This is a genomic window from Oligoflexus tunisiensis (assembly GCF_001748245.1).
GTDB classification, from domain to species: Bacteria; Bdellovibrionota_B; Oligoflexia; order Oligoflexales; family Oligoflexaceae; genus Oligoflexus; species Oligoflexus tunisiensis.
Genome location: NZ_BDFO01000001.1, coordinates 591,704 through 618,129 on the forward strand (window position 1 = coordinate 591,704; position 26,426 = coordinate 618,129).

Annotated in this window: 26 protein-coding genes; 14 read left to right on the top strand and 12 right to left on the bottom strand. The window is 55.5% G+C overall.

Annotated elements, in window-relative coordinates:
- Positions 1-30 precede the first annotated feature (30 nt).
- Positions 31-933 (top strand): ATPase, T2SS/T4P/T4SS family, encoded by a 903-nt coding sequence (locus OLTU_RS02715; protein WP_141731223.1) that lies wholly within the window; start codon positions 31-33, stop codon positions 931-933.
- A 37-nt stretch (positions 934-970) separates the two neighbouring features.
- Here the strand turns inward: OLTU_RS02715 and OLTU_RS02720 are convergent, their stop codons facing one another.
- Positions 971-2,839, bottom strand: coding sequence for a DEAD/DEAH box helicase (locus OLTU_RS02720; RefSeq protein WP_218109801.1), 1,869 nt, complete (start codon positions 2,837-2,839; stop codon positions 971-973).
- 106 nt (positions 2,840-2,945) lie between these two features.
- On the opposite strand from OLTU_RS02720, the gene OLTU_RS02725 reads away from it, so the two are divergent.
- Genes OLTU_RS02725 through rsmA form a run of 4 tightly spaced genes read left to right on the top strand, consistent with a single transcriptional unit; the run spans position 2,946 to position 6,148 of the window.
- On the top strand, positions 2,946-3,401 hold the full coding sequence (locus OLTU_RS02725) for a hypothetical protein (protein WP_141731225.1): 456 nt from the start codon (positions 2,946-2,948) through the stop codon (positions 3,399-3,401).
- 1 nt (position 3,402) lies between these two features.
- Entirely contained in the window at positions 3,403-4,254 is an 852-nt protein-coding gene (locus OLTU_RS02730) for a tetratricopeptide repeat protein (protein WP_141731226.1), read from the top strand.
- A gap of 12 nt (positions 4,255-4,266) precedes the next feature.
- A complete protein-coding gene (gene tsaD / locus OLTU_RS02735) occupies positions 4,267-5,289 on the top strand; it encodes a tRNA (adenosine(37)-N6)-threonylcarbamoyltransferase complex transferase subunit TsaD (RefSeq protein ID WP_141731227.1) in 1,023 nt (340 codons plus the stop codon).
- Between the two features lie 46 nt (positions 5,290-5,335).
- The gene (gene rsmA / locus OLTU_RS02740) at positions 5,336-6,148 is read left to right on the top strand and encodes a 16S rRNA (adenine(1518)-N(6)/adenine(1519)-N(6))-dimethyltransferase RsmA (protein WP_141731228.1); all 813 of its coding nucleotides are present in this window, start codon (positions 5,336-5,338) and stop codon (positions 6,146-6,148) included.
- A 49-nt stretch (positions 6,149-6,197) separates the two neighbouring features.
- Here the strand turns inward: rsmA and OLTU_RS02745 are convergent, their stop codons facing one another.
- The 4 genes from OLTU_RS02745 to OLTU_RS02760 form a co-directional block, all read right to left on the bottom strand.
- Positions 6,198-7,232, bottom strand: coding sequence for a 3-deoxy-7-phosphoheptulonate synthase (locus tag OLTU_RS02745; RefSeq protein WP_141731229.1), 1,035 nt, complete (start codon positions 7,230-7,232; stop codon positions 6,198-6,200).
- Between the two features lie 83 nt (positions 7,233-7,315).
- Complete coding sequence (locus OLTU_RS02750; RefSeq protein ID WP_141731230.1) at positions 7,316-7,651, bottom strand: 2Fe-2S iron-sulfur cluster-binding protein; 336 nt, start codon at positions 7,649-7,651, stop codon at positions 7,316-7,318.
- 18 nt (positions 7,652-7,669) lie between these two features.
- Positions 7,670-8,464, bottom strand: a complete 795-nt coding sequence (locus OLTU_RS02755) for a 2,3,4,5-tetrahydropyridine-2,6-dicarboxylate N-succinyltransferase (RefSeq protein WP_141736731.1) — start codon at positions 8,462-8,464, stop codon at positions 7,670-7,672.
- Between the two features lie 125 nt (positions 8,465-8,589).
- On the bottom strand, positions 8,590-9,582 hold the full coding sequence (locus tag OLTU_RS02760) for a hypothetical protein (RefSeq protein WP_141731231.1): 993 nt from the start codon (positions 9,580-9,582) through the stop codon (positions 8,590-8,592).
- A 111-nt stretch (positions 9,583-9,693) separates the two neighbouring features.
- Between OLTU_RS02760 and OLTU_RS02765 the strand changes: the two genes are divergently transcribed.
- A complete protein-coding gene (locus OLTU_RS02765; RefSeq protein ID WP_141731232.1) occupies positions 9,694-11,376 on the top strand; it encodes a trypsin-like peptidase domain-containing protein in 1,683 nt (560 codons plus the stop codon).
- Between the two features lie 172 nt (positions 11,377-11,548).
- The gene (locus tag OLTU_RS02770; protein WP_218109803.1) at positions 11,549-11,935 is read left to right on the top strand and encodes an Hpt domain-containing protein; all 387 of its coding nucleotides are present in this window, start codon (positions 11,549-11,551) and stop codon (positions 11,933-11,935) included.
- 12 nt (positions 11,936-11,947) lie between these two features.
- Here OLTU_RS02770 and OLTU_RS02775 read toward each other — a convergent pair whose 3' ends face one another.
- The gene (locus OLTU_RS02775; protein WP_141731234.1) at positions 11,948-13,576 is read right to left on the bottom strand and encodes an alpha/beta fold hydrolase; all 1,629 of its coding nucleotides are present in this window, start codon (positions 13,574-13,576) and stop codon (positions 11,948-11,950) included.
- Between the two features lie 296 nt (positions 13,577-13,872).
- On the opposite strand from OLTU_RS02775, the gene OLTU_RS02780 reads away from it, so the two are divergent.
- Complete coding sequence (locus tag OLTU_RS02780) at positions 13,873-14,226, top strand: NrfJ-related protein (protein WP_141731235.1); 354 nt, start codon at positions 13,873-13,875, stop codon at positions 14,224-14,226.
- On the opposite strand, the gene OLTU_RS02785 is transcribed toward OLTU_RS02780, so the two are convergent.
- A complete protein-coding gene (locus OLTU_RS02785; RefSeq protein ID WP_176736281.1) occupies positions 14,223-16,271 on the bottom strand; it encodes a S9 family peptidase in 2,049 nt (682 codons plus the stop codon). The genes OLTU_RS02780 and OLTU_RS02785 overlap by 4 nt on opposite strands.
- A 64-nt stretch (positions 16,272-16,335) precedes the next feature.
- Positions 16,336-17,592, bottom strand: a complete 1,257-nt coding sequence (locus tag OLTU_RS31750; RefSeq protein ID WP_176736282.1) for a hypothetical protein — start codon at positions 17,590-17,592, stop codon at positions 16,336-16,338.
- Between the two features lie 206 nt (positions 17,593-17,798).
- Here OLTU_RS31750 and OLTU_RS02790 point away from each other — a divergent pair, with 206 nt between their 5' ends.
- Both OLTU_RS02790 and OLTU_RS02795 read left to right on the top strand, forming a co-directional pair.
- Positions 17,799-18,008 carry a hypothetical protein gene (locus tag OLTU_RS02790; protein ID WP_141731237.1) on the top strand — a complete coding sequence of 70 codons (210 nt, stop codon included), beginning with the start codon at positions 17,799-17,801 and terminating at the stop codon, positions 18,006-18,008.
- A 98-nt stretch (positions 18,009-18,106) separates the two neighbouring features.
- Entirely contained in the window at positions 18,107-18,919 is an 813-nt protein-coding gene (locus tag OLTU_RS02795; protein ID WP_141736732.1) for a methyltransferase domain-containing protein, read from the top strand.
- On the opposite strand, the gene OLTU_RS02800 is transcribed toward OLTU_RS02795, so the two are convergent.
- Positions 18,916-19,869: an exonuclease/endonuclease/phosphatase family protein gene (locus OLTU_RS02800; RefSeq protein WP_141731238.1), complete on the bottom strand. Its 954-nt coding sequence runs from the start codon at positions 19,867-19,869 to the stop codon at positions 18,916-18,918. The genes OLTU_RS02795 and OLTU_RS02800 overlap by 4 nt on opposite strands.
- A gap of 125 nt (positions 19,870-19,994) precedes the next feature.
- Between OLTU_RS02800 and OLTU_RS02805 the strand changes: the two genes are divergently transcribed.
- The 4 genes from OLTU_RS02805 to OLTU_RS02820 are packed head-to-tail and all read left to right on the top strand — an operon-like array spanning position 19,995 to position 23,888.
- The gene (locus tag OLTU_RS02805) at positions 19,995-21,407 is read left to right on the top strand and encodes an alpha/beta fold hydrolase (RefSeq protein ID WP_176736283.1); all 1,413 of its coding nucleotides are present in this window, start codon (positions 19,995-19,997) and stop codon (positions 21,405-21,407) included.
- Positions 21,404-22,135: an ABC transporter ATP-binding protein gene (locus OLTU_RS02810; RefSeq protein WP_141731240.1), complete on the top strand. Its 732-nt coding sequence runs from the start codon at positions 21,404-21,406 to the stop codon at positions 22,133-22,135. Before OLTU_RS02805 ends, OLTU_RS02810 begins: the two co-directional genes overlap by 4 nt.
- Positions 22,125-23,300, top strand: coding sequence for an ABC transporter permease (locus tag OLTU_RS02815; RefSeq protein WP_176736284.1), 1,176 nt, complete (start codon positions 22,125-22,127; stop codon positions 23,298-23,300). The genes OLTU_RS02810 and OLTU_RS02815 overlap by 11 nt, the downstream gene beginning before the upstream one ends.
- Before the next feature lie 48 nt (positions 23,301-23,348).
- Positions 23,349-23,888, top strand: coding sequence for a PaaI family thioesterase (locus OLTU_RS02820; RefSeq protein WP_141731242.1), 540 nt, complete (start codon positions 23,349-23,351; stop codon positions 23,886-23,888).
- A 40-nt stretch (positions 23,889-23,928) separates the two neighbouring features.
- Here OLTU_RS02820 and OLTU_RS02825 read toward each other — a convergent pair whose 3' ends face one another.
- The 3 genes from OLTU_RS02825 to sufD form a co-directional block, all read right to left on the bottom strand.
- The gene (locus tag OLTU_RS02825) at positions 23,929-24,312 is read right to left on the bottom strand and encodes a hypothetical protein (RefSeq protein ID WP_141731243.1); all 384 of its coding nucleotides are present in this window, start codon (positions 24,310-24,312) and stop codon (positions 23,929-23,931) included.
- Positions 24,313-24,511: 199 nt separating this feature from the next.
- Positions 24,512-25,075: a NifU family protein gene (locus tag OLTU_RS02830; protein ID WP_141731244.1), complete on the bottom strand. Its 564-nt coding sequence runs from the start codon at positions 25,073-25,075 to the stop codon at positions 24,512-24,514.
- Positions 25,076-25,139: 64 nt separating this feature from the next.
- The gene (gene sufD, locus OLTU_RS02835; protein ID WP_141731245.1) at positions 25,140-26,426 is read right to left on the bottom strand and encodes a Fe-S cluster assembly protein SufD; all 1,287 of its coding nucleotides are present in this window, start codon (positions 26,424-26,426) and stop codon (positions 25,140-25,142) included.

Genomic DNA, 26,426 nt, shown 5'->3' on the forward strand with positions numbered 1-26,426 from the left:
GACCTGTCCCCTCTTTGAGGAGGGGCTGTCTTGTTTTTGCAAAATCTATTGTCTTCCTACTTCCGTGATCCAGCTTTGGATGAAGTCCTGATCAACGGCTGTGATCAGGCTCTCCTGCTCTCCGGTGCCCAGCGCCGTATCGAATCCTCCCCTTTTTCCTCCACTCAAACTATGATCGAAGCCTGTCAAAACCTGGCATTTATGCAAAATTTGCGGCTGGATCCCTTGATGCCGGCGGCCGGTGGCGCATTGGAGCTGATGATCGGAGCCAGGTCCGAGCATTTCCGCTGGCACTGTGTCCTGCCTCCTGTGTCACGCGATGGTCCCCTTCTGAGCCTCAGGCGGCATCGACTCGCGGTGCTTGATCTTGAAGATTTTGTGACATCTTTTATGATCACGCTCCTGGATACGATCAGTCAGCATCCCGGACCTCTTCTGATCGCGGGACCGACCGGAGCTGGCAAGACCTCGCTGATGATGGCGCTTTTGCAGCGTGCGGCGCTTGATCTGCGGGTGGCCATCCTCGAGCAGCTGGCGGAACTTCCGCGCCTGGGACCCGGCTGGATCCGTCTGCAGGCTCAGGCCGCGGACCTCGGTGGGTCGGGAGCCTTCAGTCTCAGTCAGAGCTTTGATGAACTTCTGCGGCTTAGGCCTGATCGCATCGTGATTGGAGAGCTTCGCCAGAAGGAGGAGGCCCGGGCTCTGCGTCGGGCGGTGCTGGCTGGCCATGGCAGTGTGTGGGTCACCCTGCATGCGGCCACACCCGAAGCCCTGGCCGCACGCCTCGCGGATCTTGCCGACGAGGACGTTCAGCTATGGCAATCGCTGCTGGAAGAGCAGAAGGCGCATTTGATTGTCATGGGACGGGGATTTCCCCGGGTTCAGGGCATCTGGCAGTTTACGGAGAATGGACCCATGAAAAAAGCGCCCTGAAAATCAGGACGCTTGATTCGATACCTTCATCGGGACATCATTTTTTCTTGCCGAAGAAAATCGCGAAGATTTTCTTGAAGATGCCCATGAACGAATTCGGTACCACTTCAGGCTGCACGGGTTTGATAATGGTCTTGCCGCGCGGCTGAATGGTCTGTGGTGGCTGCTGCGTGTGAGCCTTGCGATGACGGTTGCCGCCACGTGGATGCGTGGGGGCTCCTGCCGCCGCTGCAGCCGGCTGCTGCCTTGGCTCGTGCCGCTTGCCTTTTGGTCCTTTCGGGTGCTGATCCTTGACCTCGGCTCCGCCACGATCCTGGCGTGCTTCGATCCGCGGGCCGCCGCTTGGCTTCCGCTCGGGTCTGGGGGCATCACCCTGAGCGCTGGCGCCGGATTTGTGACTACCGCGTTCAGGACGTTTCGATCGATCGCCACGACGACCGTCTCTTCTATCCTCTTTCTCATTCATACGGGAACCCTTGAATTCTGGATCTTTATAAGGATTGCCGGCTTTGTCTTCGATCTGCAGATAGGATTCCGGGAACCATTCGGTTTGGATCTTCACGTTTTCGCCGAGGTATCTCTCGATATCGATCAGGTTATGACCATAATCCTCGCAGACCAGGGAGTAGGCCGAGCCGAAGGCTCCTGCCCGGGCGGTGCGGCCAATACGGTGAACGTAGTTGGCAGCCTCGTCAGGCAAATCAAAATTATAGACGTGAGTAATGTTGGAAATGTGCAGCCCGCGACTCGCCACATCCGTCGCAATCAAGGCTTTCACTTTGCCTTCCTTGATACGACCGATCAGGGCAATACGCTTTTTCTGGGGCAGGTCACCGGTGATCAGATCACACTCGATGCCATTTCCGGAAAGTTTGTAGTGCAACCATTCCGCTACGATCTTCGTGTTGGTGAAGATCACCGAACACACCGGCTGATGATCACGCATCAGACCAAGCATGACCTGGAGCTTCTGCGTGGAATCACAGATCACAGCATGCTGCTCGATACGCTCGGGAGTAATGACCTCGGGGTTGGCGGAAATGTATTTCGGACTTTCGAGATACTCGAAAGCCAATTCCTTGACCTTGTCATTGGTGGTCGCCGAGAAGAGGAGCTTCTGGGTTTCCGGACTGAGTTTGCTGAGGAAGAATTCCACGTCCTCGATAAAGCCCATGTCCAGCATGCGGTCGGCTTCATCGCAGATGAAGAGGCAGCAGTCCTTGGCCGAGAAAATTTTCTTCTGATAGTAATCCTTCAAACGGCCCGGCGTGGCCACGATCACATCCACGCCCTGCTTGATACGCTGAGCCTGTTTGTCGTAATCCACACCACCGAAGACGGCCATGCTGGAAATATTCAGCTGATTAAAGAGCTGCTCGGCATCGGCCGAAATCTGCAGGGCCAACTCCCGGGTGGGGGCCAAAATCAAGGCTTTGGGGAGGGGGCTGTTCTCGCCACCTGCTTCCCGTAGCTTAAGGAGCTGGTGCGCGATCGTTATCAGAAACACCCCGGTTTTGCCGGTGCCTGTCTGAGCAAAACCGGCCAGATCCTGACCCTGAATGGTCAGTGGCAAGCATAAGCCCTGGATAAGAGTAGGTTTTTCCCAGTTGAGCGTGCGGACGGCGGCGATCAAATCTTCGGCCAGCGCCAATTCCTCAAAGGTTTCAACAGGAAAGAACTGCTCATCCTCTTTGACGACAACGGCTTCGTCGTCGTCCTCTTCGTCGGGAAGAGTCGGCAGACTTGGTTCGATCACCGAAAGAGGTATGTGATCGATAGTAATATCAGGGGTTTCGATAGGAGGCAGCGCACCAGTCTCTGGCAGTTCCTCGTCGTTGACGGGATTCCCCGCTACTTCTGGAGCTTCTTCAAGAATTGGTTCTGAGACTGGCTTGTGAGTTGTCATAAGGTCTTCTTTATCACTCATCGCGTCTTCCGCTGCGTTAAGCAGCTAATTTTTTTTTGAATTTAACCGATATCAAGGCATACAGCCACATAAAAAAGGTGCACGAATGGCAGAAAATCACCCCGAGGACCTGGATGCATTGATGGATGTCTCTGCTGCAGACAAGCCCGAATCGGGCGATGAAACCGCTGGAGCGGTCGATGTTCACGGGCCCTCTGACGAAAGCGAGAAGGATACCCTGGAAACGGCAGAGCTCCAAGCTGAAGTCGCAGGCAGTGGAGAAAATAACGTAGCTTTTGGCGCGGAGGGCCAGTCTTTCGTGGCGGAGCAGCCTGCCAATGTTGACGAAAAAACCGCAAAACTGGAGCGCAACCTTGTGGATGCCAAAGCTGCGGTTGGAGATCTCATGGCCTGGAAGGAGGATCTACGACTTCTCGCCATGCAGCACAATACATTGGGGCCTTACTACGATAACTGGACCAAAGAGGCCAATTTGTTTTTCCGCCGACTTGTTATAATTAATAAGCGGCTTGAGACTCTTAGGAAAAAGAAAAGGGCTTAACATGATCCGTTTGCGCAGAATAAATCCCTGGCCAATCCTGACATGCGGCGTCCTCGCATCACTCACTGCCTGTGTTACTCCGGCCGAGGAACAACAGCTTCGTGATGATATCTTCGGACTTCAGACCCGTGTCCTTCAGATGGAAAACCAGCTGAGCGCCCAGGGCAAGGAAATCAACACGGCCACCAGCCGGCAGGAGGCGTCGGTCAGCACGCGTCTCGACAAGATCGCGATCGAGCTTCAACGCATCAAGGGTGATATCGACGCACTGCGCATTGGGGTCACGACCGGCCAGCTGCCCGGCACCGATCCGGATCAGGAAGGATCGGTGGCGAAAACCCTAAGTGAGATGAGTGAACGCATCACGGCGGTGGAAGACAATCAGAACAAGATTCTCGGCGTCATCGACAAGTCGGTGGAAGCCAGTCGGAAATCCGACAAGAAGAAGGAAGAGAAGAGCAAAGCCGCCAAGGCGGAGAAAAAATCGTCGACTCTTAAGAACCTCGATGATTTGCGTACGGCTTTCGACAAGAAAAAATACAAGACGATCGCCAGCGAAGGCGAAAAGGTCCTGGCCGGTCTGAAGAAACAAAAGGACAAGCAGGAAGCCACCTATATTCTGGCTGAAAGCCTTTACAAGTCGGGCGAAATTCGCGAGGCGGCTCTTAAGTTCAACGATTTTATCGAAAGCAAACCCAAGGACAACATGTCCATTGCGCTCCTGCGCATGGGTGATTGCTTCAAGCAACTTGGTGATGCGGAAACAGCCAAGATCTATTATCAGGAGCTGATCCAAAAATATGGCAGCTCAGCGGAAGCGAGACAGGCCAAAGACAAGCTGGCCAAACTATAAGTTGGAACTGAAATGACTCTGATCCTTGGTATCGAATCCAGCTGTGATGAAACAGCCGCCGCGGTGGTCCGTGACGGACGGCAGGCGCTTTCGTCTGTTATCAAAACGCAGATCGATGTGCATCGCGCCTTTGGAGGCGTGGTGCCAGAAATCGCGGCCCGCGAACATCTGAAGCTGATCGATGCCATCGTGGATCAGGCCATGCACGATGCCGGGTGCACGCTGGACCAGATCGATGCCATCGCCGTGACCCAGGGGCCGGGACTCATCGGGGCTTTGCTGGTCGGCATCGCCTATGCCAAGGGCCTTGCTTTTGCCAGCGACAAGCCGCTGATTCCCGTCAATCATGTGGAAGCGCATGTGCAAGGGGCGGTCCTCGGTCTGGATATTCCCGAGACGGAGCTTTATCCCTGCCTGGCTTTGGTGGTCTCCGGTGGGCATACCAACATCTATTACATGCCGGAGCCGACCGTTTACGAACTGCTGGCCTATAGCATCGACGATGCCTGTGGGGAATCCTTTGATAAAGTGGCCAAACTTTTTGGGCTTGGCTACCCGGGTGGTCCTGTCATCGAGGAGCTGGCGCGCCAGGGTCATGCGGAACAATACCCTATGCCACGGATGATGGAGCAAAAGAACAAACTTTTGTTTAGTTATTCAGGTCTGAAGACCTATATGGTAAACTTGCGGGGAAGGCATGCTTCGCAGATGAACGAGCAGATGCTTCGTGATTTCTGTGCCTCGTTCCAGGAAGAAGCCTTGGGACAACTTGTTCGCAAGCTCGACGGCGCCAGTCAGCAACGTCCAGCAGCCCGCAGCATCCTGATCGCCGGTGGTGTGGCAGCGAATCAAAGATTTCGGGCCTTGGCCCAGGCGAAATTGAAAATTCCCGTGTATTTTCCCCAACTGCGCTTTTGCTCCGACAATGCCGCAATGATTGCAGCTCTGGGTTATCAGCATTACGTGAAAGCGGACGACACTTCTGTCTTTAAACAACTGGGCTGGGATGCCTTTTCCCGTTATCAGTTTGGCTGAAGCGACCAACGTTTAACGTACTCCGATATTCAGCAGGAGCCGTATCATGTCTTTCGGTGATGAACGCATTAAACAGAAAAAATCTCTGAGCCAGGTTTTCTTAAAAACCGATTGGCCGGTTCGCAAGGTGGTGGAACGCCTTCAATCGCTGCATATCACCCGGGTGCTTGAAATCGGCCCTGGTGGAGGCATCCTGACCCGGGCGTTGATCGAACAGCCCTGGAAGGTGACCGCAGTGGAAAAGGATCACCGCTTTGCGGAAAAATTGGAAGATTACTACGCCGCGAAAAAAGACGAACTGCGGGGCAGCCTCACCATCGTGAACAAGGACGTGCTGAAGTTCGACCTTGAGGAATGGCTGAATGAATCGAATGAACCCACAGCCATCGTCGGCAATATCCCCTATGCGATTTCAACGCCGATCGTAATGTGGGTGCTTCCGTATCTGCATCGCGTGAAGGGTGTGGAGTTCCTCGTGCAGCTCGAATTCGCCTCGCGCCTCGCGGGCGTGGCAGGCACCAAGGACTATGGCAGCCTCTCCGTTTATGCCCAGCTGCGGGCGCAGATTCAAATCGAATGCAAGGTGGAGCGCACCTGTTTCACGCCGGTGCCGGCGGTGGACAGTGCGCTCGTCTTTATCAAGGTGCGAGCCCAGGTGCTGCCCGACGAATTTTTACGCAAGGTCGAATCGGTGGCCCGGGTGTCCTTCACCCAGCGCCGCAAGAAGCTGCGCAATGCCATCCGGCAGTTTTTGGCTGATGACGCGCTCCAGGGCTGCCCGATCGATTTGAATCGTCGCCCGGATACGCTGACGCCCGAGGAATATGTGGAGCTGACGAAGTTCATTTATTCTGATTAGATTCGCCGCGTTTCGAGCTGACGCCAGGCGCGGCTCGAAGCGATGGTGACTAAAGCTGCCTGTAAGCGTCCCGAATCAGCTCCTCCGTGCTTTTCCAATCAATACAGCCATCGGTAATGCTCTGACCATAAACCAAAGGTTTTTGCGCCAGATCCTGCTTCCCCTCCTGCAGATGACTTTCCAGCATCATCCCGAGTATGCGTCGGTTGCCCTTGTGGAATTGACGGAAGACCTCGCGGAAAACCTCCGGCTGCCTTCGGTAATTTTTATTGCTATTGCCATGACTGCAGTCCACCAGCAGAAGCCGCTGGCTTTCCTCGGCCTTGATGCGGCTGAGGCAGTCCTCGATATGCTCTTCACTGTAATTCGGTCCCTGGTTTCCCCCGCGAAGGATCACATGCGCATCCGGATTGCCTTTGGTTTGCACCACGCACGTCATGCCTTCGCTGTCGATGCCCAGGAAATGATGCGGATGGCTTGCCGATGTCATCGCATCCAGGGCCACCTGCATGCCACCGTCGGTGGCGTTCTTAAACCCAACCGGCATCGAAAGACCACTGGCCATCTCCCGATGGGTTTGACTTTCCGTGGTGCGAGCGCCGATGGCCACCCAGCTGATGAGGTCGGCGATATACTGCGGGACGATGGGATCCAGAAATTCCGTGCCGGCAGGAAGATCAAGCGACGCCACGTTCAAGAGAAATTGCCGCGCGATCTGCAGACCACTGCGGATGTCATGGCTGCCATCCAGTTCAGGGTCATTGATCAAACCCTTCCAGCCTATGGTGGTGCGCGGCTTTTCAAAATACACCCGCATCACAAGCGCAATTTTATCCTGCACCTCATGCCGAAGCCGGGATAATTTTTGAGCGTACTCAAGACCGGCCTTCACATCGTGAATGGAGCAGGGCCCCACGATCACGAGAAGTCTTTGATCCTGACCATTCAGCAGGCGGCGCAATTCCTCGCGCCAGCCGGAAACGCGTTCCAGTATGGTTTCAGGAGCCGGTATTTTGCCTTTCATTTGCGCTGGTGAGGGCAGGGGTATAAACTCGCTGACCCGCGTATTTTCAATGGATTGCATGGCGATTCCCTTGTGTATGAGGACCGCCTTCAGACTTAGCGTAGTTTGAATGCAGGGCGCAAGAAGTGTTGAGATCCCGCTGTTTAATCGTCCTCATCCAGGAAGTTGATATCTTCCGGATTGTAGGTGTCCTGAAAGTCCAGATCGATTTCGCAGTCACCGTTGATGCGGGCCTGGCAGGCGAGGCGCACGGTGCCGTCGAGCGGAAGTTTAAGTCGTTTCAGAAGCTTCTCTTCATCGGTCTTCATCGGCGAGAGCTGGTCGGCCCCTTCGGTGATCTTCACGCCACAGGTCCCGCAGCGGCACGAGGCACAACCGAAGCGGACATTAACGCCGGCCTTACGGCCGGCCAAAAGGATCTTGGTATTGGGATCAACTTCGGCAAATTTTTGGGCAGGCGTAAACAGGATCCGCGGCATAGTGGCTCTTTCGTGGCGCTACACCGAAACAGCAAACTCCCGCAGAGCATCGGTCAGCGACGTTTTAAGGTCGGTCGATGCCTTCCGATTGCCGATGATGTAAGCGCAGGATGTGAAAATCTTGCCGCTCCCGACAGCCTTTTCCTTGGTCCCGGGAACGACAACGGCTCTAGGAGGAATTTTACCCCGGGTCTCTTTCATTTCGCCATCGCGGATATCAATGATGGGTGTGGAAGCCGTCAGGGTTACGTTTGCTGCCAGCACCGCCTCGTCTCCGACCTCCAGGCCTTCCACGACAATACAGCGGGAACCGATGAAGGCCCCGTCGCCAATGATCACAGGTTTGGCGCTGGCCGGTTCCAGGACTCCGCCGAGGCCCACGCCACCGGACAGGTGCACGTTGGCACCGACCTGGGCGCAGGAACCCACCGTGGCCCAGGTGTCCACCATCGTATTGCGCCCCACATAGGCGCCGATATTCACATAGGACGGCATCAGCACCACGCCAGGCTCCATAAAGCTGCCATAACGTGCGGTGGCTGGTGGCACGACGCGCACCTTCAGGTCATCATAGTTTCGTTTCAGAGGGATTTTATCGTAGTAAACAAAGGGCCCGCAGTCGACGCGCTGCATGTCCATCACGCGGAAATAGAGGAGAATGGCGGTTTTGACCCAGGCATTCACCTGCCAGGTGTCGCCGTCCCGGTTGCAAACGCGCAGTTCCCCGCGATCGAGCCGCTTGATGACTTCCTTGATCACATGATCGCCTTCCCGGGCCACCTCCGGCTTGCCGGCTGCGACCGCCGCGTCCATCGACAGGATATCGCGTTCCAATTGCTTGATGTCCATGTTTCCGTCCCTTTCGTCACCGGTTATCCGATTCCCTTTCTTTTGCTCGAAACCCGCCGGATCTTCAAGAGGGCAGTGGAGGTGTTCCTTCATTCTGACAGGGTCAGAGTCATTTCCCCAAGAAAAATGGTTTCCTGCAGGGAAAGACGGCAGCGGATCTCATGGCCCGCGCTCGCCCTCGGAAAGTTACGCTTGCAGAAGAAGGAGTGAAAACCGCGCTGATTGGCATTGCCGCGGATGTAGCTTTTGAGCTGGGGCTTTTCCAGAAGGCGTCCGTCGAGGGTCCATTCCTGAGTCACCCGCTCCCGCACCCCCGGGGGCGCCACCACCGGAGCCACGCAGCAGATACTGGAACCCGAAGCCAGCGTTTCGCGGAATTGTCCGACCGTGATTTCGCGCGGCAGTTTCTGAACACCCACATCCTTTTGATCTTCATTCGTGGCAAAATGCGGTTTGCTGACCCAGACCGAAAGCAGAGGAAATCGCCAGGCCGGTGGCAGCGCGAGAAGATTCACCAGGGTCAGCGCCTGCAGAAGCGTGGAACTGAGCAGATGATTGCGGTCGATACGGGTGGGGAACAGCGCGAGTGCGGCGCCGGCGGCCAGAGCCCAATAAAAATGGGAAAGATGCCCGGGCCAGACAAAGGGATACAGAAAACTTCCCGCGCAGAGGATGCTCCAGAGACGCAGAAGCTGCCGATAAATGGTGTGCGGCAGCAGCGCCTTCCACCAGTCATCCCAGAGGGTCGTGGCCAGAAGAATCAAAGTTGCCGTCAGATAACCCCAACGCTGGTTCACAATAAAAAACGGCAGACTGAACATGAGGATATATTGCGTCATGTTCTGAGTGATCGACTGGCTCAGCCAGTTGACGGCTTTCAGACGCGGTGAGGTTTGACCCTTCGCCTCATGCTGCGTTGCCATACGGCCGACCAGATGCAAAAGCAGGAACATCGGCACCAGGGCCAGCAGAAAAATCGTCAAACGCGTCGTGTGCTGAAAATCGCGTTTCATCATGAAAACGGAATACATACCCCAGCCGAGAAACACAAGCGTCAGGGCTTTGCGCTTTCTGGAATTCATGCGTGCGGTCAACTCCCTCTGTATGGAACCGGCCATTCATCCATGATACCCTGGATGGGGACTGAACTCTAACAGATCCATTTCACCCTTGGCAGCATAGGGGGCACGGACATGGTTCGTTCCTGGTATTTCCTCATTCCCCTTTTCTTTTTGGGCTGCACCTCCTTCTCCGAGCAACGACATGGCAGCGCGCAGTTCATGCAGGCACGAGCGGAATCCAAAGCCACCCGACTGCAGGATACCGTTGACAATCAGCGCCTGGCGCAGGTCCTGGCGCTGGTGGACTCGAGCCAGTCGTGCAGCGGAGTCCTGATCGGCAAGGCCTCCTCGCCGGAAAGCCCCGCTTATCTTTTAACCGCCGGTCACTGCCTGATGGATTTCGAAGAGGTCAGTGCTTCCAACCACGTTTTTCTTGATGCCCTGCCGCGTTCCGATCGCAACATGATCCGTTTTCCGAAACGGGATTTTCGCATCGGTCGTGTGGTTTATGCGAGCATGAAGACGGTGGATCTCGCCATCGCTGAGATCACCGAGGAGGACAGCGCGGCCTCTCTTTTGCACTTAACAGAAAGACGTGAACTGGAAACCGACGAGGCGAAAGTGCCGCGCGCGGTGACACTCCAACGCCTCAAGGGGCTGGGAATGGAGCCTCTGCGCTGGGCCTCCGGGCTTCCGGCTTTCGGGGATGCCATTCGCATTATCAGCGCCGGAGCGGACGAGGAGAGCGACGCCTCCTATCGGCGCGAGCATCGCTGCCGGCATGAAGATCTTGCGGATGTCGTGGAAAGCATCTGGCACTGGCGCGGTCTTGCGCGCAACAACTGCGAGGATATTTTGCCGGGAAGTTCCGGAGCCCCGGTGCTCGACGCGCAATCCGCCCTCTTTGCGATCGTCAATACCAGCAGCCGGAATGCTCTGAGCCAGGACTGTTACCTCGGGCAGCCCTGTGAACTGTCCGAAAAAAGTTTTCAGGTCGCCGCCTCTCGCAACTATGGAACCGTGGTCCTGGATCTCCCGGCCTGTTTCAATGCGCGGGGATTTTTTTCACTCGATGAATCGCGCTGCCCTTTGCCCAGGGCTGCCAGCGTCCGCCTTGTGCATCGGGTGAAAACACCGGTGAATCCGCAGGCCCTGAAAGCGGAGGAGCGCCGTTGGAATGTTCAGGCGAAGCCGGTGGATCGCAGCAGCACGGGTTTTCGTTACAAAAGCGGGCCCCTGCCCGAGCTGAACTGCCGCCAGTCGGCCGGTTACAGTGAGCGGTTGCCCTGGTCCGATCCGCGCCTGCGGGACCTTGCGCTGCCGACGGGAGGCGGCCTTTACATGCTCTGTGTGATTCCCGAAGAGGACTTTCAAAGGCAGGAGCTGCGCCAGGCCGCAAGGATTGTTCTGAACATCGACACGGAGGCGCCGCGTCTGAAGCCACGTCTTCTTTCGCATCCCACCACGCAGGAACCTCTCATGTCGGTGCGGAAGAGTTGCCGCAATCTGCCGGCCGGGGCGCCCTACAATCGCCGTCGCCAGTGTGCAGTGGCGGTGCTGTCCTTTGAACAGCAGCCCTATGAAGTCGTTGATTTCTATTACGGATTGATCGCGAGCAAGTCTCAGGACTGTCGGTCGATGAAGCACGAAGGGCGCGGACTCCAGGTTCATGTTCCGGTCAGTGCCCTTCCGGCCAAACTTTGCGCATGGGCGGTGGATGGCGCAGGCAATCGGGCTGAGGAACCCAGTCTTTTTTCCATTCGTGCGGCGTCGCGACGCGAAATCGTGGAAGCGACGGATGTCATGATGGACTAAAGTTTCCATAATTCCATGGTGTCAGTCAGCATTTCTTCTAATGAAAGGGTTTCGTCCAAAGGTTTTTGGGACTATAATCCCGTCAATTCTCAACATGATGATGACAACAATTTTGAGGACTGGTGAAACAATGCAGTCAGAAAATATAAGCCCAGCTCAGCCTGAAAAACCCATGCCAGCGCATGAATTCGATGACGACGTGATTATTGATACCGAAGTGCTCAGCGTCGTCGCCAGTCATGGCGGTGATGCTTCGTTTCTACAGTATTTGCTGAACCTTTTCGAAAAGCATGGCCAGCAGAGTCTGGAAGAGTTGAAAGACAGCCTGCAAAAGCGTGATCCGGCCCAGGTTCGCCATGTGGCTCATCGCTGGCGTGGCAGCTGCTTGAATGTCGGTGCGGTGCGCCTGGCGGAAGTTCTGGGGCACATCGAGGATGAGCCCATCACCGGGACGGAAGCCGAAGAGACCTTGAATCAGATCGGCATGAACTGCGAAGAACTTTTTCAAAGAAGCTGCCAGCAGTTGCGTCAGCAGCTTCCCGGAATTCACCCTTCCTGATCCCGGACTGATTCAGGGGACCAGTGGCAGCGCCAGCTCCGTAAGGCGGGTTCCCACTTGAATCAGGTCCACCGGATATCTCTCGCTGATGTAATTCGTATAAAGAGGATCCCTGGTGTCGATGACGAGCACGAGGCGATGACCGGCAGGCACGTCATAGGCCGCAATATTCAGATCAATCGTCACCTCGCTGAAGCGGCCTGTCACCGCTCTCTCGCTGACCACGCCATGGGTTATGAGCGTGCCTTTGGCCCAGGGATCGCAGTCGTAAAGATAAACGACCATCTGCTGCGGAATCTTATGTTTGGCGGTCCAGAGGCGAATCTGGGGCGCTCCTCTGAGTCGCGTCACGCTTTTGAATTTTTCCGTCATATAGAGAGCGGCATGGCGCCGATCAATTTTGGTCAGCTGCTTGACGACCGGCAGGTTGATCATCGCATCCGCGGTGTCCGAGACGAGTGGCAGTCCGCTCGTCGCTCCGGAATCCACGCTGCCGGTGATCGCGATCCCTTCCAGGGCGTCCTCGATCGCCTCATCCAGTTCGAATCCGGCCAGGTCATTCATGGGTTTGAGTTTCACCATGGGTTGTTTGCTGACCAGAACGGGAAACTCGGAATAGTATTCACGCCCGCGAGGGGTTTGCATGGAAATGGGGGCCTGACTGATCAGACTGCTGGGAACATTGAGCAGGTAATGATCGAACCAGCGATGCGTCTCATTCCAGATATTGCTGGGAAATCCAAAGAGACCCGGGATGGCTGAACTTGCGTGGATGCCTTTGTCCAAATAGAACTGCTTGGGTCCTTCGAGTTTTTCATAAAAGGCGCGCATCTGGGCGGGTGGAAAGAGACCATCCTGATAGCTGTTGGCGACCAGAACCGGTGCCTTGCGGGCATTGATCTTGTCCACATAACTCAGCGGCGAACGCTGAGCTGCCCAGGCCCGGGCGACATCGGCTTCGACATTATCACGCAAGCGCTTCGCCTGCTGGCTCACTTCCGGATCCAGACGACCCAGGAGCTTGCCGGACAAAAGCAAAAGGTTCAGCCATACTTCGCGGATGGTTTCCCGACCATAAAGAGCATCCTCAAGATTGCCCCAGCCGCTCATGGCCACCACGGTTTTGATCCGTTCTTCATGAGCCAAAGCCATCAGGGAAATACCGGCCCCATAGGAAACACCGGCCATGCCCAGTCGCGTGAGGTCGAGCCGTGTGTTGTATTCCATCCAGTCGATCATCGCACTGACATCACGCAAATCATTGGGTCCTGCGACCGTCACCAGACCTTCCGAGGTGCTGAAGCCGCGCGTCGCGTAACTCAGCACGACATAACCCTTCTGCGCGAACTTGCGAGCCTGCAGATGATATTCATCCTCGGTCAGCGTCCAGGAATTGACAAAGATCAGACCGGGACGATCACCTGGGAAATCCTTTTCCCTGGGTTCGAAGAGCAGGGCTGCGAGTTCATTGCCGTCAAAGGATGGAATGCGCAGGCGGGTCGTTTCAAATTTATCGCCGGGAAGGCTGGCCTGCAGTTCGGATTCAGACGCTGGCATGGGCACGGGCGTGGGCGCACCACAGGAGAGAAGAAGGAGCAGAAAAAAGACAATAGGATACCGATGCAATCCATTCGCTGTCATAGTGATCCCCCCGGATGTGACAATGAAAATGGAAACGATACGTATGAGTCCATCAATCAGGAGGGCGATCCCGATCGATGCTATGTCCTTGGCTTTATCTACGTAAAATTGTCTGAATGGTGGCAACTACATTGGGCGCACGTAAAGAATGGCTTATCCTTTTCCGCTTTGTCCAGTGAAAAGTTGGGCAGCTTACACTGTCAAACAGTCATAATCAAGAGCTTCGAAGCGCTGGTCCCGAGCCTGGAAATCTAGTAAAATGGCAGGCGTCAGGTTAGGACCAAAGGAGAGATCTTATGAAATATACGTTCGTGCTGGTGCTCGGCCTCTTGCCCTTGTCCGCACAGGCTGCCGACAATCAGGAAGGCTTTCAAGCCACCCGTCAACTCACAGGTGAGTTGCTAAATGATAAAGAAAGCTTCGGTGGCAAGGTAATTGATACGATGGATGTTGCAGATTATACCTACGTGCAGTTTGCTCATGGGAAGGAAAAGCTTTGGCTTGCCACCAGCAAAACCAAGGTGAAGAAAGGCGACATTGTTTCATTCACCGATCCCACGACCATGCACAAATTTCACAGCAAGTCACTCAATCGGACCTTTGATCAGATCTATTTCGTCTCCACGCTGAATGTGAAAACCAAATTTTAATCCCGCGGCAACTGGTCGCGGAGCTGCACGATAAAGCACAGCTCATCGGCCAGTTCCTTAAGCGCATCATAGCGTCCGGAAGCGCCGCCATGTCCGGCGCTGATTTCCGTACGAAAGAGCAGAAGATTCTTATCCGTCTTGCTGTGCCGAAGCTTCGCCACCCACTTGGCCGCCTCCCAATAAAGGACCCGCTTGTCATGCAGACCTGCTGTCACGAGCATGGCCGGATAGGGCTGCTTTTTCACGTTCTCATAAGGTGAATAGCTCCTGATCCTCGCGTAATCGGCCGGATCATTGGGATTGCCCCACTCATGATATTCCAGACGCGTGAGCGGCAGCGAATCATCGAGCATGGTGTTGAGCACATCGACAAAGGGCACCGATGCGACGATACCGAGGAAAAGGTCCGGCCTTTCATTGACCACCACACCCATCAGCATGCCGCCCGCGCTGCCCCCTTCGCCAACAATCCAGCCCTTCCGGGTGATCCCCTGTTCGATCAGCTGCTCGCAGATGGCGATGTAGTCGTGAAAGGTGTTCCATTTCTTATCGAGCTTGCCATCCAGATACCAGCGACGTCCCATATCCATGCCGCCGCGCACATGCGCCAGCGCATAGATATAGCCACGATCGACCAGAGTGAGACGATAGCTGCTGAAACCCGCATCCATGGTTTCGCCATACGAGCCATAGGCATGCAGGAGGATGGGGCGCGGCTGATCCGGGCCGAAATTTTTATGATACAAAAGGGTCACAGGAATCTGGACCCCATCGTGTCCGGGAGCCCAGACGCGTTTGACGACATAGTTGTTGGGATCAAAGCCTGGATCGGGAATGCGGCGCTGCTTGAGCAGGGTTTTGTCGTGGATGCTGACATCGTATTCATAAAGGCACGAGGGCAGACGCGGGGTCGAAGCCCAATAACGGAACGTGGGGGAAGCAAAATCACGACCGCTGTATGCGCTCAGATCGTAAGCTTCCTCATCCATGCTGATAAAGACAGGCTCGGACTGATCCATCAGCTGAAGGCGCAGGCGGGGCAATCCGTTCGTCCGTTCCGCCAGGATATAATAATCGCGGAAGACGACGAGACCTTCGAGCAGAATGTCCGGCTGATGGCCCTGAATATCGCGCCAGCTGCTGAGGCCTGGGCTGTGAATGGGCGTCCGCACCAGACGGAAGTTTTCCGCCTCCCAGTTGGTCAGGATAAAGAATTCATCCCCGCGATGGCTGACTTCATATTCGTGCCCGGATTTGCGGGCTTCGATCAGCTGAAAGCTGTATCCTGGTTCGCTGACGCGATGAGCCCTGAGTTCGTTGGCATCATAGCCATGGCTGACGATGAAGACAAACTCATCGCTTTCCGAGGCATCCAAGCCCACAAAGAATCCCGGATCCTCCTCCTTATAAACCAGAATATCCTGGTCCTGTTTTGTGCCGAGGCGGTGATAGTAGACTTCGAGTGGGCGGTCATGCTCATCGAGTTTTACATAGAAGAATTCCTCAGAGCTCTTCCATTCAAAGCAGGAGGAAGCTCCCTCGATTCGATCCTTCAGGGTGCGACCGCTCTGGATATCCTTCACCCGAATCGTATAACGCTCATCACCCTCCATATCGATACCATAGGCCACGAGCCGATGATCACGGCTGATATCCACAAAACCCAGTTCACAGAAGTTGTGATCACCGGCCAGCTTGTTATGATCGAGATAGATTTTTTCCGGAGCCTCGAGCGTCTTGAGTTTGCGGCAGTAAAGGGGATACTGGTAGCCCTTTTTGTAGCGGCTATAGTACCAGTAGTCATCGTCCTTTTCCGGAACGCTGCTGTCATCCTCGGCAATACGGCTTTTTAGCTCCTGATAGATCTGATCCCGGAGTTTCTTTTTGGGTTGCATCACTTTTTTGAAGTAAGCATTTTCCGCTTTGAGATAGGCGAGCGTCGCAGGGTCGTCGATATTTTCCAGCCAGCGCCATTCGTCAACAGGATGCAAAGGGGATTTGGGGCGAGTGCGCCGTCTGCGGGCCTTCGGGGGAGTCAGTTTCATACACGCTATCCAAGAGTTCATCAGCCAAATACGCTTGGCCGGATGCCCCATTGTGCTTGAGTTTTCAGTGTTTGTCAAAGCACTGAATGACTTCGTTACGCGTGAAGTGCCTCGTGTTGCATTTCTTGCAAACGTACTTGGCGCCATCGCGATAGAACTTGTCTTCACCGTCGCGATTCTTGCCGACTTTGACCGCATCCATGGCCTTCTCCGCGGCCGCAATTTCGATATCCTGTGAAGTCAGAATGGGGCCGGAATCAGGTGGAGCATCCCCGCCGCTCTCGGCACCATGGCTGTCATAACAGTGAATCACCTCGGATTTGGTGAAGAGCTTTTTGTTACAGACGCGGCACACATATTTGGCCCCATCACGGAAGAATTTTTCCGCTTCGTTGCGGGCCGATGCACGCCGCGCACGGGAGGAATCCAGGGATTCCTTGCCGGCCAAAGCCGGGGCTACAGGTGGGGTCGGAGCGTCCCCAGGAGCCCCGGTTACCCAGACGTCGGCCTCGGGCTTGTGGCCCTCGAAGCAGCTGATCACTTCGTGACGGCTGAACCACTTGCTATTGCATTTCTTGCAAACGTATTTGGCGCCGTCGCGGAAAAATTTGTCGTCGCCGTCCTTTTTCGTGGTAACACCCGCCTTCTCCTGATCACGATGGCGATCAAAGCAGGAGATGGCCTCCTGATACTTTTTGTATTTTTGATGACAGACGAAGCACCGGTACGTGTTGCCATTCCTTTCAAACTTGGAACCTTCCGCCGGATGCACGGGCTTCAATGGCTCCTCAACCGGCGCTTCGGTCGGCTGCGCGGCGGGAGCTTCATGCCTGGCAGCCGGTGCTGCCTGGGTCGGGCGGGGGTCTGCCTCAGGTATTGTCTCACTGGCTCGAGCTTGCGGGGCTGGTTCAGCGCGAGCGGCCGGGGACTTGACGGGCGGCAGATTGTGTTCGCCACCGGCAAACGCGGCCAGCGTCTTCAATTTTTCGCCCTTGGTCTGGGTCTTTTTATAGCGCGCCTCGGCATCGATTTTTTTCTGAATCTCGTCCCTGCAGTTCCGGGCACAGTCCTTGGCCTGCATCATTTTTTCATAGACGCGCTTGCAGTAAGGGCAGCGGTAGGCGACGCCGGTCTTTTCCGTCCTGTTCTGGACGGACGACTGTTCCAGGTAACGCTTGATGCAGGCCTTCAAACAGGCCTCGGCCTGGGCCTCGCTGGAATGCCGGGAGCCACACATGCCGCAGATATACGCATGGCCCTGCTTGATCACCCGCCGGACCGTGTTCTCTTTGGATTTGTCGATGGCTCGGGAAAAAGCCATGTTTTCTTCGTTCCTTAAGGAGGGACATCCCCCTTCACTCCATCGGCTTATTTCCCGGAAAGTGAAGGGGATTTTCGTTCTCGACCCAATAACTATTTAATATTATTAAATTATTTAGTTTAACAAAATTCAAAAACAATTTGACATTATGCCAACTGGGGGCTATTTATGCGCTGTTAGCTCAACGGTTTTTTGGCGAGGAACCCATGAATTCCAAGGTTACATACCTTTCGAGCCGCAGTGTGGCGGCCTATGAAACCATGCTCATTGAAACCTATGCGCAGCAGTATAGGCGCGAAGCGCGCATGCAATGCGTCAAAGTTCTTATGATCTCGCTTGGCTTTAGCTGCCTGGCGGTTTTGGCTTTGGCCTTGCCACTTTTTATTCAAGACTTTTTGCGCATGCTCTGGCTCTGAAGCTCCTGTACACTGGAACTCGCCCGTCTTAAGGCGTGCTGATGTCCAGGAGGAGACCCATGAGCAAGAGCAAAACTGACCCCCAAAGCACCAACAAAATGAGCGATGAAAACTACCTGCACGGCTACACTTCAGTTGAGCAGGAACGCTTGCGCCATCAGGCCCGCTTCACGGAACAAAGCATCTACCGCAACCTCGACCTGACCGGAATCGACCGCCTGCTGGAGGTCGGTGTGGGTGTGGGCGCACAGTCGGAAATTATTCTCCGCCGTTATCCCGAAATCAAAATCGTCGGCATAGATCAAAATGAGGCTCAGCTGGCCAGTGCCCGGCAAGCGCTCGATACCATTCCCTGGGCCAAGGGCCGCTACGAGCTCTCGAAGATGGATGCGACCAGCATGGATTTTGAATCGCATACCTTTGATGGGGCGTTCATCTGCTGGGTGCTCGAACATGTCCCGGCTCCCGAGCGGGTGCTGAGCGAAGTCCGGCGGGTGCTGAAAAAAGGCGGCCGCATCTTCATCACCGAGGTGATGAATCATTCCTTCTTCCTCGAACCCTATTCACCGAATGTCTGGAAATACTGGATGGCGCTGAATGACTTTCAGCACGAGCAGACCGGCGACCCCTTCATCGGTGCCAAGCTGGGCAACCTGCTCCTGGCTCAGGGTTTCACCGACATCGATACCCGCGTGCATACCTGGCATTTCGATAATAGGAATCCTGACAAACGCAAACTCTATATCGAATTCTGGACCACGCTGCTGCTCAGTGCCAAGGATCAGTTGCTCAAAGCCGGGGCGATTGATGAAGAGATCCTGCAGCAGGCTCAGAAGGAATTGCGTCAGGTCGCCAAGGATCCCAACGCGGTCTTCTATTTCTCCTTTATGCAGGCGCAGGCGGTGCGCTAAGGCATCCGTGCCATCACCGGCAGGTGATCCGATACAAGGTCCCGATACGAGGGTATCATGGTCTCGAGTTTGGGAATGGTGATCGGGTTCAGCTCGACGTTGCGCGTGCTGATCATATGATCGAGCATGGGACGGCTGGCTGAAATAAAGGTGTATTCACCGGCCAGGGCCAGGGGTTGGGTTTGGAAGTTGTACGCGTCGGGCTTGTCCGTCCAGGGTTGAAAGACTTTAAGCCCCTCAGGCCAGGTCACGCGTTCATTGAAGTCACCCAGCAGCGCAACCTGAGCGCCAGGAACCTTCTGCGTAAGGTCGGCCACGTAAGCCTCCAAAGCCTTGTTGGCGGCTTCACGCCGCTGCAGGCTGTCATCTTCCGTGGTGGCCTTCAGATGCACGGCAATCATGTAAATATCCTGGCCGGCGCGACTCCCGGTTTTGATTTTGAAATGAGCCTGAAGCGGGGGCCGCGGAAAGATATAAGTTTGTTTGACGAACAGAAGTTCCCAGGCCACCAGTTCAAGGTCCGCTTCACGATAGATGAAGGCCAGCTTCTGATACTCGTTCGAATCGTATTCATGGGGCGATAGCACGGCGGCAAAACCCGGGAGTTCATCCACGAGCTGCTGAAAGGCCACTTCATTGGCAACTTCCTCAAAGGCCATCAGATCCACTGCGGTTTCTTTGATCACATCGCTGGTGATGGCGACGGCGCGACTCGATTTCGGAAAATTTTGGATATTCCAGGTGCCGAATTCAAAACTCTGATCCGCCCCGATCAAAGGCAAATTGGTGCGTCCCCCGTCATCATCCGGTGCCGGTTCGGTCGTCGGCGTCGGTATGGGCAAGGGCTGCTGGGCCGGAGCATCCGGGAGCTGGGGGCGCGGCGCGGGCGAACCTGAGTCGGTACACGCATTTAAAACAGCGAGCAGAAAGAGGAGGGCGAATCTCTGCATGATTTTTTCCCTTGGGCCGTTGAGTTCAGTGGATTCTTAGCATGTATATGCGATCATGGACAGCTCATTTCCAAGTGAATATGGGGCGGGCATTGTTGAAAAAATATGGAATACAAGGAGTTACCTTGCAAAAAGGAAAAGAGATGGTCTGGTTCGCCATGCTGCTGGGGGCCCTGCTGCCCAGCCTTTCAATGGCCAGAGCGGCCGCACCTACGGTCAAAGATCCCGTGGAATGCCAGCTGAAATCCGGGGAATGGGCCGAATGTCTGTGGCTGGATGTTCCCGAAAACCGGGCCAGGACAGGCGGCCGGACGCTGAAACTTCATACCGCCATCTTCCGGGCCAAATCCCCCTCGAAGGAACACCCACCCATTTATCTGCTCGCCGGCGGCCCCGGGCAGGCGGCCACCGAGGTCTTTGTTCCACTGCCGGAAACCTTTCGGCGACTGAGACGACAGCACGATATTGTCCTGATCGATCAAAGAGGCACGGGCGAGAGCCATCCCCTGCGTTGCATCCAGGACAAGGATCCGAAGTGGGAACTGCTCTTCGATCAAAAGCTGGCCATGGAACATGGTCGAAAATGTATCGAGCGCCTGCGGGCCGATACGGATTTGACAGCTTATACCACCGATGCCGCGGCGCATGATATGGAAGCCGTGCGGCAGGCCCTGGGTCATGAGAAGATCATCACCTTTGGCATTTCCTATGGCACAAGGCTCGCTCTGCGTTACCTTGCGCTCTATCCTGATGCCGTGGCCAAACAAATGCTGGAAGGCGTGCTGCCGCCCGATGTGAATTTCATCCGGGAACGGCAGGCGGCGATCGACAGTTTGCAGGGCGTGGCGGCTCTTTGTCGCAAGGATCCTGACTGCCAACGCTGGGGTGATCCCTGGGTTCATTATCAAAAGCTTCAAGCCGCCTGGTCCGCGCAGCCCAGGGTCAAGGCCATGGATCCCCGCTCCGGGGTGATGAAGGACGTGACGCTACGCGCGGATCATCTGGAATCCGGAGTGAACGCCTTTCTTTATCATCCGATCGACATGTCCCTGGTGCCACGCGTTCTGTACGAAGCGCGCGGGGGAAACATCGCTCCACTTCTGGCCAAGGCTCTGAGTGCGGACGCTGGTGTTTATGATGGACTTTACTATCTTTTGGTCTGTGCCGAGGACATTCGTGATCTCGGCACACCGATCACGGACATGCAGAAAACCGCGGTGGAAATGTGCCGGTTTTTGCCTGATACCGTTCTGCCCAAGGATTTCCGCCGCCAGCCTGTGAGCCAGGTGCCGACGCTGTATCTGTCCGGCGGCCTCGACCCGGTGACGCCTCCGCGTTATGTGGCGAGTCTGAAAAACTCTCTGCCTCAGTCCACGCATCTCGTTCTGCCCGACTATGGGCATAATATCAGTTATGTGAGCTGTGTTCAGGATGCGATGATCGAGTTTATCGCTTCCGAAAATCCCCGCATCGAACCGCCTGCCTGCCTCAGTCAACTGAAGGGTCTGCATTTTTTCAAGGGAGCATCCACCCCATGATCGAAGTGAAGCAATTGAAAAAATCCTTTGGCAAGGTGGAGGCGGTGCGTTCCGTCAGTTTTCAGGCAGAGGATGGTCAGATCACAGGTCTTCTCGGTGACAACGGTGCCGGCAAGACGACGACCATTCGCATGTTGGCTGGAACGCTGACGCCGGATGCGGGCCTGATCACGCTCGATCAGCAGCCTCTGGCCATTTACGATCGTCGACAACGGCGAAGTATCGGCATTCTTTCTGATGCCAAGGGCCTTTATGAGAGGCTCACCACACGTGAGAACATGGCCTATTATGGACAGCTGATGGGCATCTCCGGTTCCGCCCTGGATCAGGGCATCGAACGTGCGCGCAAGCTTTTGGACCTGGATGACATCCTCGAGCGACGGGTGCAGGGGTTTTCCACCGGGCAGCGCATGAAGGTTTTGCTCGGACGTCTTTTGGTCTATCAACCCAAAAACCTGATTCTCGATGAACCCAGTGCCGGTCTTGATGTGCGGGCAACCCGCAAACTGCGGCTGATCCTTTCACGGTTGCGGGATGAGGGACATTGCCTCGTTTTCTCGAGCCATATCATGCAGGAAGTGGAAATGCTCTGCGATTCGGTGATCATCGTGCATGATGGCCGTTCTCTGGGGCAGGCGCCGGTGGCGGAATGGAATCTCCGCGCGGGGGCAGAAAAATTTGAAGACGCATTCGTTGCAGCGCTCGAGGGAGGCCAGCATGTTCCGTGATATTCTCGTCATCATTCGCAAGGAACTGGTGGATCTCTCCCGGGATCGACGCACGCTGCGTTCCATGGCCGGCATCCTCCTCGGAATGCCGCTTTTTTATGTGCTGCTGATCGGCGTGCTTCTGTCACAGGTGACAGAAAACATGGAGCGAACCCTGCAGGCCGGTGTGGTGGGCTGTTCACGGGCCGAAGGTCTCTGCGATTTTCTGCGGGAAAATCGGGTGAACATAACGGCTTTGGAGCAGCTGGACACCCAGCTCCTGGCCAATCGCAAATTCGATGTTATCCTGAATCTGCCCGAGGACTATGAAGAAGCACTGACGAACTTCCGACAGCCGAAACTGGGCCTTTGGTATGATGAGGTCGAGGAAAAATCGAGTATCGCTGCCAAACGTTTGGGTCTGCTCCTGGAAGGCTGGCAGACCACTTTGGGTTATCGGCGGGCCATCCTGCGGGGCGTGGATCCCACAACTCTCAAGCCTTTGCTGGTGGAAGCCAAATCCATCAAACCGGAAAAGGGCTTTGGCATGAGCACGGTGCAGCTCTTTCTCTCGACGATCCTGATGGCCTGTTTTCTGGGAACGTATCACCTGGCGGTGGATAGCGTGGCCGGTGAAAGGGAACGCCATACGCTGGAGTCTTTGATGCAAACAGCGACGCCTCGTACGGCGTTCCTGTTGGGCAAATGGCTGGCGGTTGCTCTGGTTGGGATGATCAGCATGATGGCCTCGGCGCTCTTCTTTAAACTCCTGATCCAGGCCGCGCCTTTGCAGAATTTCCTTGGCATGGGTGCGGACCTCTCCTGGGCCTTTGTCGTGAAAAGCCTTGTGATCTCTGTGCCGCTCGTTCTGATGGCCACGAGTTTACAAATGATGATCGGAACACTGTCACGTTCCGTCAAAGAGGCCCAAACCTACGCCACGATTATGTCGCTGCTGGGTTTGCTGCCAGCGACGTTTGCCAGTGCTCTGGAGAAGATGCCGCAAGCACCGTGGTTGCCCAGCCTGGGCCAGACCCTGGCTCTTCTGCGCCTTGGCAAGGAACAGCCAGTCAATTGGCTGGCCTGCCTCGTTGCCAGTGGCGGAACCGTGGCCCTATGCTTGCTCTTTATGCTGGTTGTGTACCGGGCTTTTCACAATGAAAAGCTGTTTCGCTCAGGTACCTGAGTGAGTAAGATCCAGGTTGCGCCTTACAACAAAACCAGCAGGTGACCCATGACACAACATAAGACTACGCTTGGTCCTCTCGGTGAAGATTGGCAGGAGATTCGCCTGCCCTTTGCCGAAGTCATTCGTTCCTTTGTTTCGGGTGAACCGGACGGTGACCGCATACGCGTTCGCTACTATAAAACGCGGGAGAAGGATGTCCTGATGGGGCGCATCTGGTTCGGGCCAGGTGCGGAAGGACCCCCGGGACATACCCATGGTGGTGCTCAGGCCGCAGCCATTGACGAGATCTGCGGCGGTGCGGTCTGGGCGCATGGCTATAAGGTGGTGGCCCTTAATCTGGAAACGGATTTCGTCACGTTTGTGCCGCTCAATACCGAACTCGTTCTGCACGGTTCCATCAGCAAACGCGAAGGACGCAAGATTTTTACCGAAGGCCGGATCGAGGATTTGAGCGGACGGATCCTGGCTCGTGGCCGCGTGCTCTTCATCGAATTGGATGAGGAACAGCTGGCCAAACTCCAGGGCTTTGCGGGAGGCCTGGACCTCGGGACGAAAGTGCTTCCGCCAAGACAGGACGAGCCCTGAAGCGACGCATCGCCCGGACTCGACCGCGGACACCTCGGGTTCATGAAACCGTGCACTCGCGACGAACGTGGACCGAGACCGGTCGGTCGATGCCATATCCCATGATGATCGCCAGCCCTGTGTAGTTACAGCGGACGGTGGGATAAAGATCCACTGTGAAGTTGAAAGCTGAGGCATGATAGGCCCCGTAAAGACCACTGCAATCCGCACCGAGGGGCACAAGGAAATCGAGTTTCGCATCGGTGAGATCGGAAGGCTTGATCGCGCTTTCCGCGACCTTGGATACTTTCGCAATCTGTGGAATCATCACGCCCTTGATATCCTCCTGGCTGAAACTCACGAGGCTGCAGGCCGCGGCGGGTGCTGCAAAATAGAGCGAACCTAGAACGGATCCAGTCAGGACAATAAACCTGGTCTTTGCCATGAACGTTTCTCCCGAAATAAGTTCTGAACACAGAATTTTCTGAGAGTGACGCTAACATTCACGCAGCAAAGGGGTCAATGGCAGGTCCCAACCATGACGAAAGTGGGTGCCTTGATGGGCCGACGGTTGAGCTGGCGATGGAATGGTTGAGCCTGCTGAAAGAAAAAAGCCTGCGAGGCACGCAGGCCCGGAAACCAGCTTATTGTTCGACCGTTTCCTGAAGCGGAATGATTTCGATGTGCGGATCAAACTCTTCGCGCAGGATGCTTTGGATGGCCGCCAGGGTTCCCGTTACGGAACTCGGGCAGGTCCCGCAGGCCCCTTCATAGCGAATGGTCAGGTAATGCCCTTCGAGCTTAAGAATCTCAAGATCCCCGCCGTCACCCTGCAGAGCCGGACGAATGGTGCGATCCAGAATGTTTTCAATTTTTGAAAGCTCCGGACTCAGTTGTTCGCGGCGCTTTTCCTCGGGCGACTGGAAGTCGGGATTATGCTCGGGCAGGAGCGCCTTGATGAGCTTCCTCGCGCTTTCCAAAATCACGTCCCAGGAAACGGAACCATCCTGAGTCAGGGTAATCGCGTTCTCAAAGAAGTGGACCTGCGTCACACCCCTTATCTCAAACAGAGCTTTGGCCAGGGGAATGTGGGCGCATTCCTCGGGCGTGGAAAGAGTGATCTTGCCTGTGGTTTTGACATCAAGATTACAGATGATCTTCTTCGCATATGGATTCGGCGTCGGTTGAATCATCATCTTGACGTCCATGGCGGAACTCCTTTGCCCTGAATCACTTGACTGCTGCAACGACACGTTTGTACCTCAATCCCCATTAAACCGTTATGCCGCCGTAATTCTCCAGAAGGCTGAGCATGCGGGACTGCATGGGCGCATTCTGGATGCGATACATCACATCGCGGACAAAAGCCTTGGCCAGCATCTGCTCAGCGTCCGCGCGGGGAATGCCGCGGCTTTGCAGATAAAAGACCTGCACGGCATCCAGCTGGCCAATTGTGGCGCCATGCGAGCATTTGACATCATCGGCATCGATCTTCAGCTGCGGCCGCGAATCGGCTTCCGCCGCCGGGCTCATCAGCAGATTCTTGTTCAGCTGATGCGCCGCCGTCTGCTGGGCATCCTTCACAATATTGATGCGACCGTTGAAAACAGCGCGGCACTCATCATAGAGAATGCCCTTGTAAACCTGGGAACTCGTCGTATGGGGGGCCAGATGCTGCACCGTGGTCACATGATCGAGATGGGTCTGCATGCGACCGAGGTAAAGACCATCGAGCTTCGCCTGAGCGCCTGGTTCCAAAAGATCGATCTGCAATTCCGAGCGGGAGATGCGGCCACCCATGGTCAGGGTAAAGCATTCCACCTGGGCATCCCGCGCCGCCCGAATCCGGCTCAGGCCGATATGCAGCGACTGCGAACTCAGGATTTTTTCCTGGAAAAGACGCAGCTGCGCGCCTCGGCCGACTTCATAGCTGCTCACCACGTTGGTGAGATGCGGTTCGAGATAACTGAAATAGCTTTCCACCACCGTGGCGCTGGCACCGTCCGCAATGCTGATAATATTTTTCGGACTGATGAGCTGCGCCGCCGCGCTTTCCGTATTGACGAACAGAAACTGCAGGGGGCGTTCCACCGCATGCCGCGCCTCCACCTGAATAAAAGCGCCACTGCTGAAGAGGGCTTCATTCAGTTCCTCGAAACTGCCGCGTGTCCGCGAGGCGTCTTTCTGCAGATGGGCTGCGATCAGGTCTTTTTTGGTCTTGAGCGCCTTGTGCAGGGGCACAACCGTCAGACCACTTTCCGGGCGCATGTGGGATTTATGCGGCGCGAAACTGCCGTTCAGGAAGACCAGCGTATCCGCGCCCTTGATCATGAAATTCTCAAGCGCCTTGGTCGTCTCCGGATGCGCTTCATCCCGCCAGCTGAAGCTGCTGCTCGTGATCGGGCGCAGGCTGGTATACTTCCAATCCTCGTTCTGCCGGGTTGGAAAACCCAGGGTGCTGAATTTTTGAAAAGCGGACGCCCGGAGCGGCTGCATCCAGGCGGGTGTCCAATCCGAACCCTGAACGCTGGCGAAAACCTTGTCAATATTGGCTTGCAT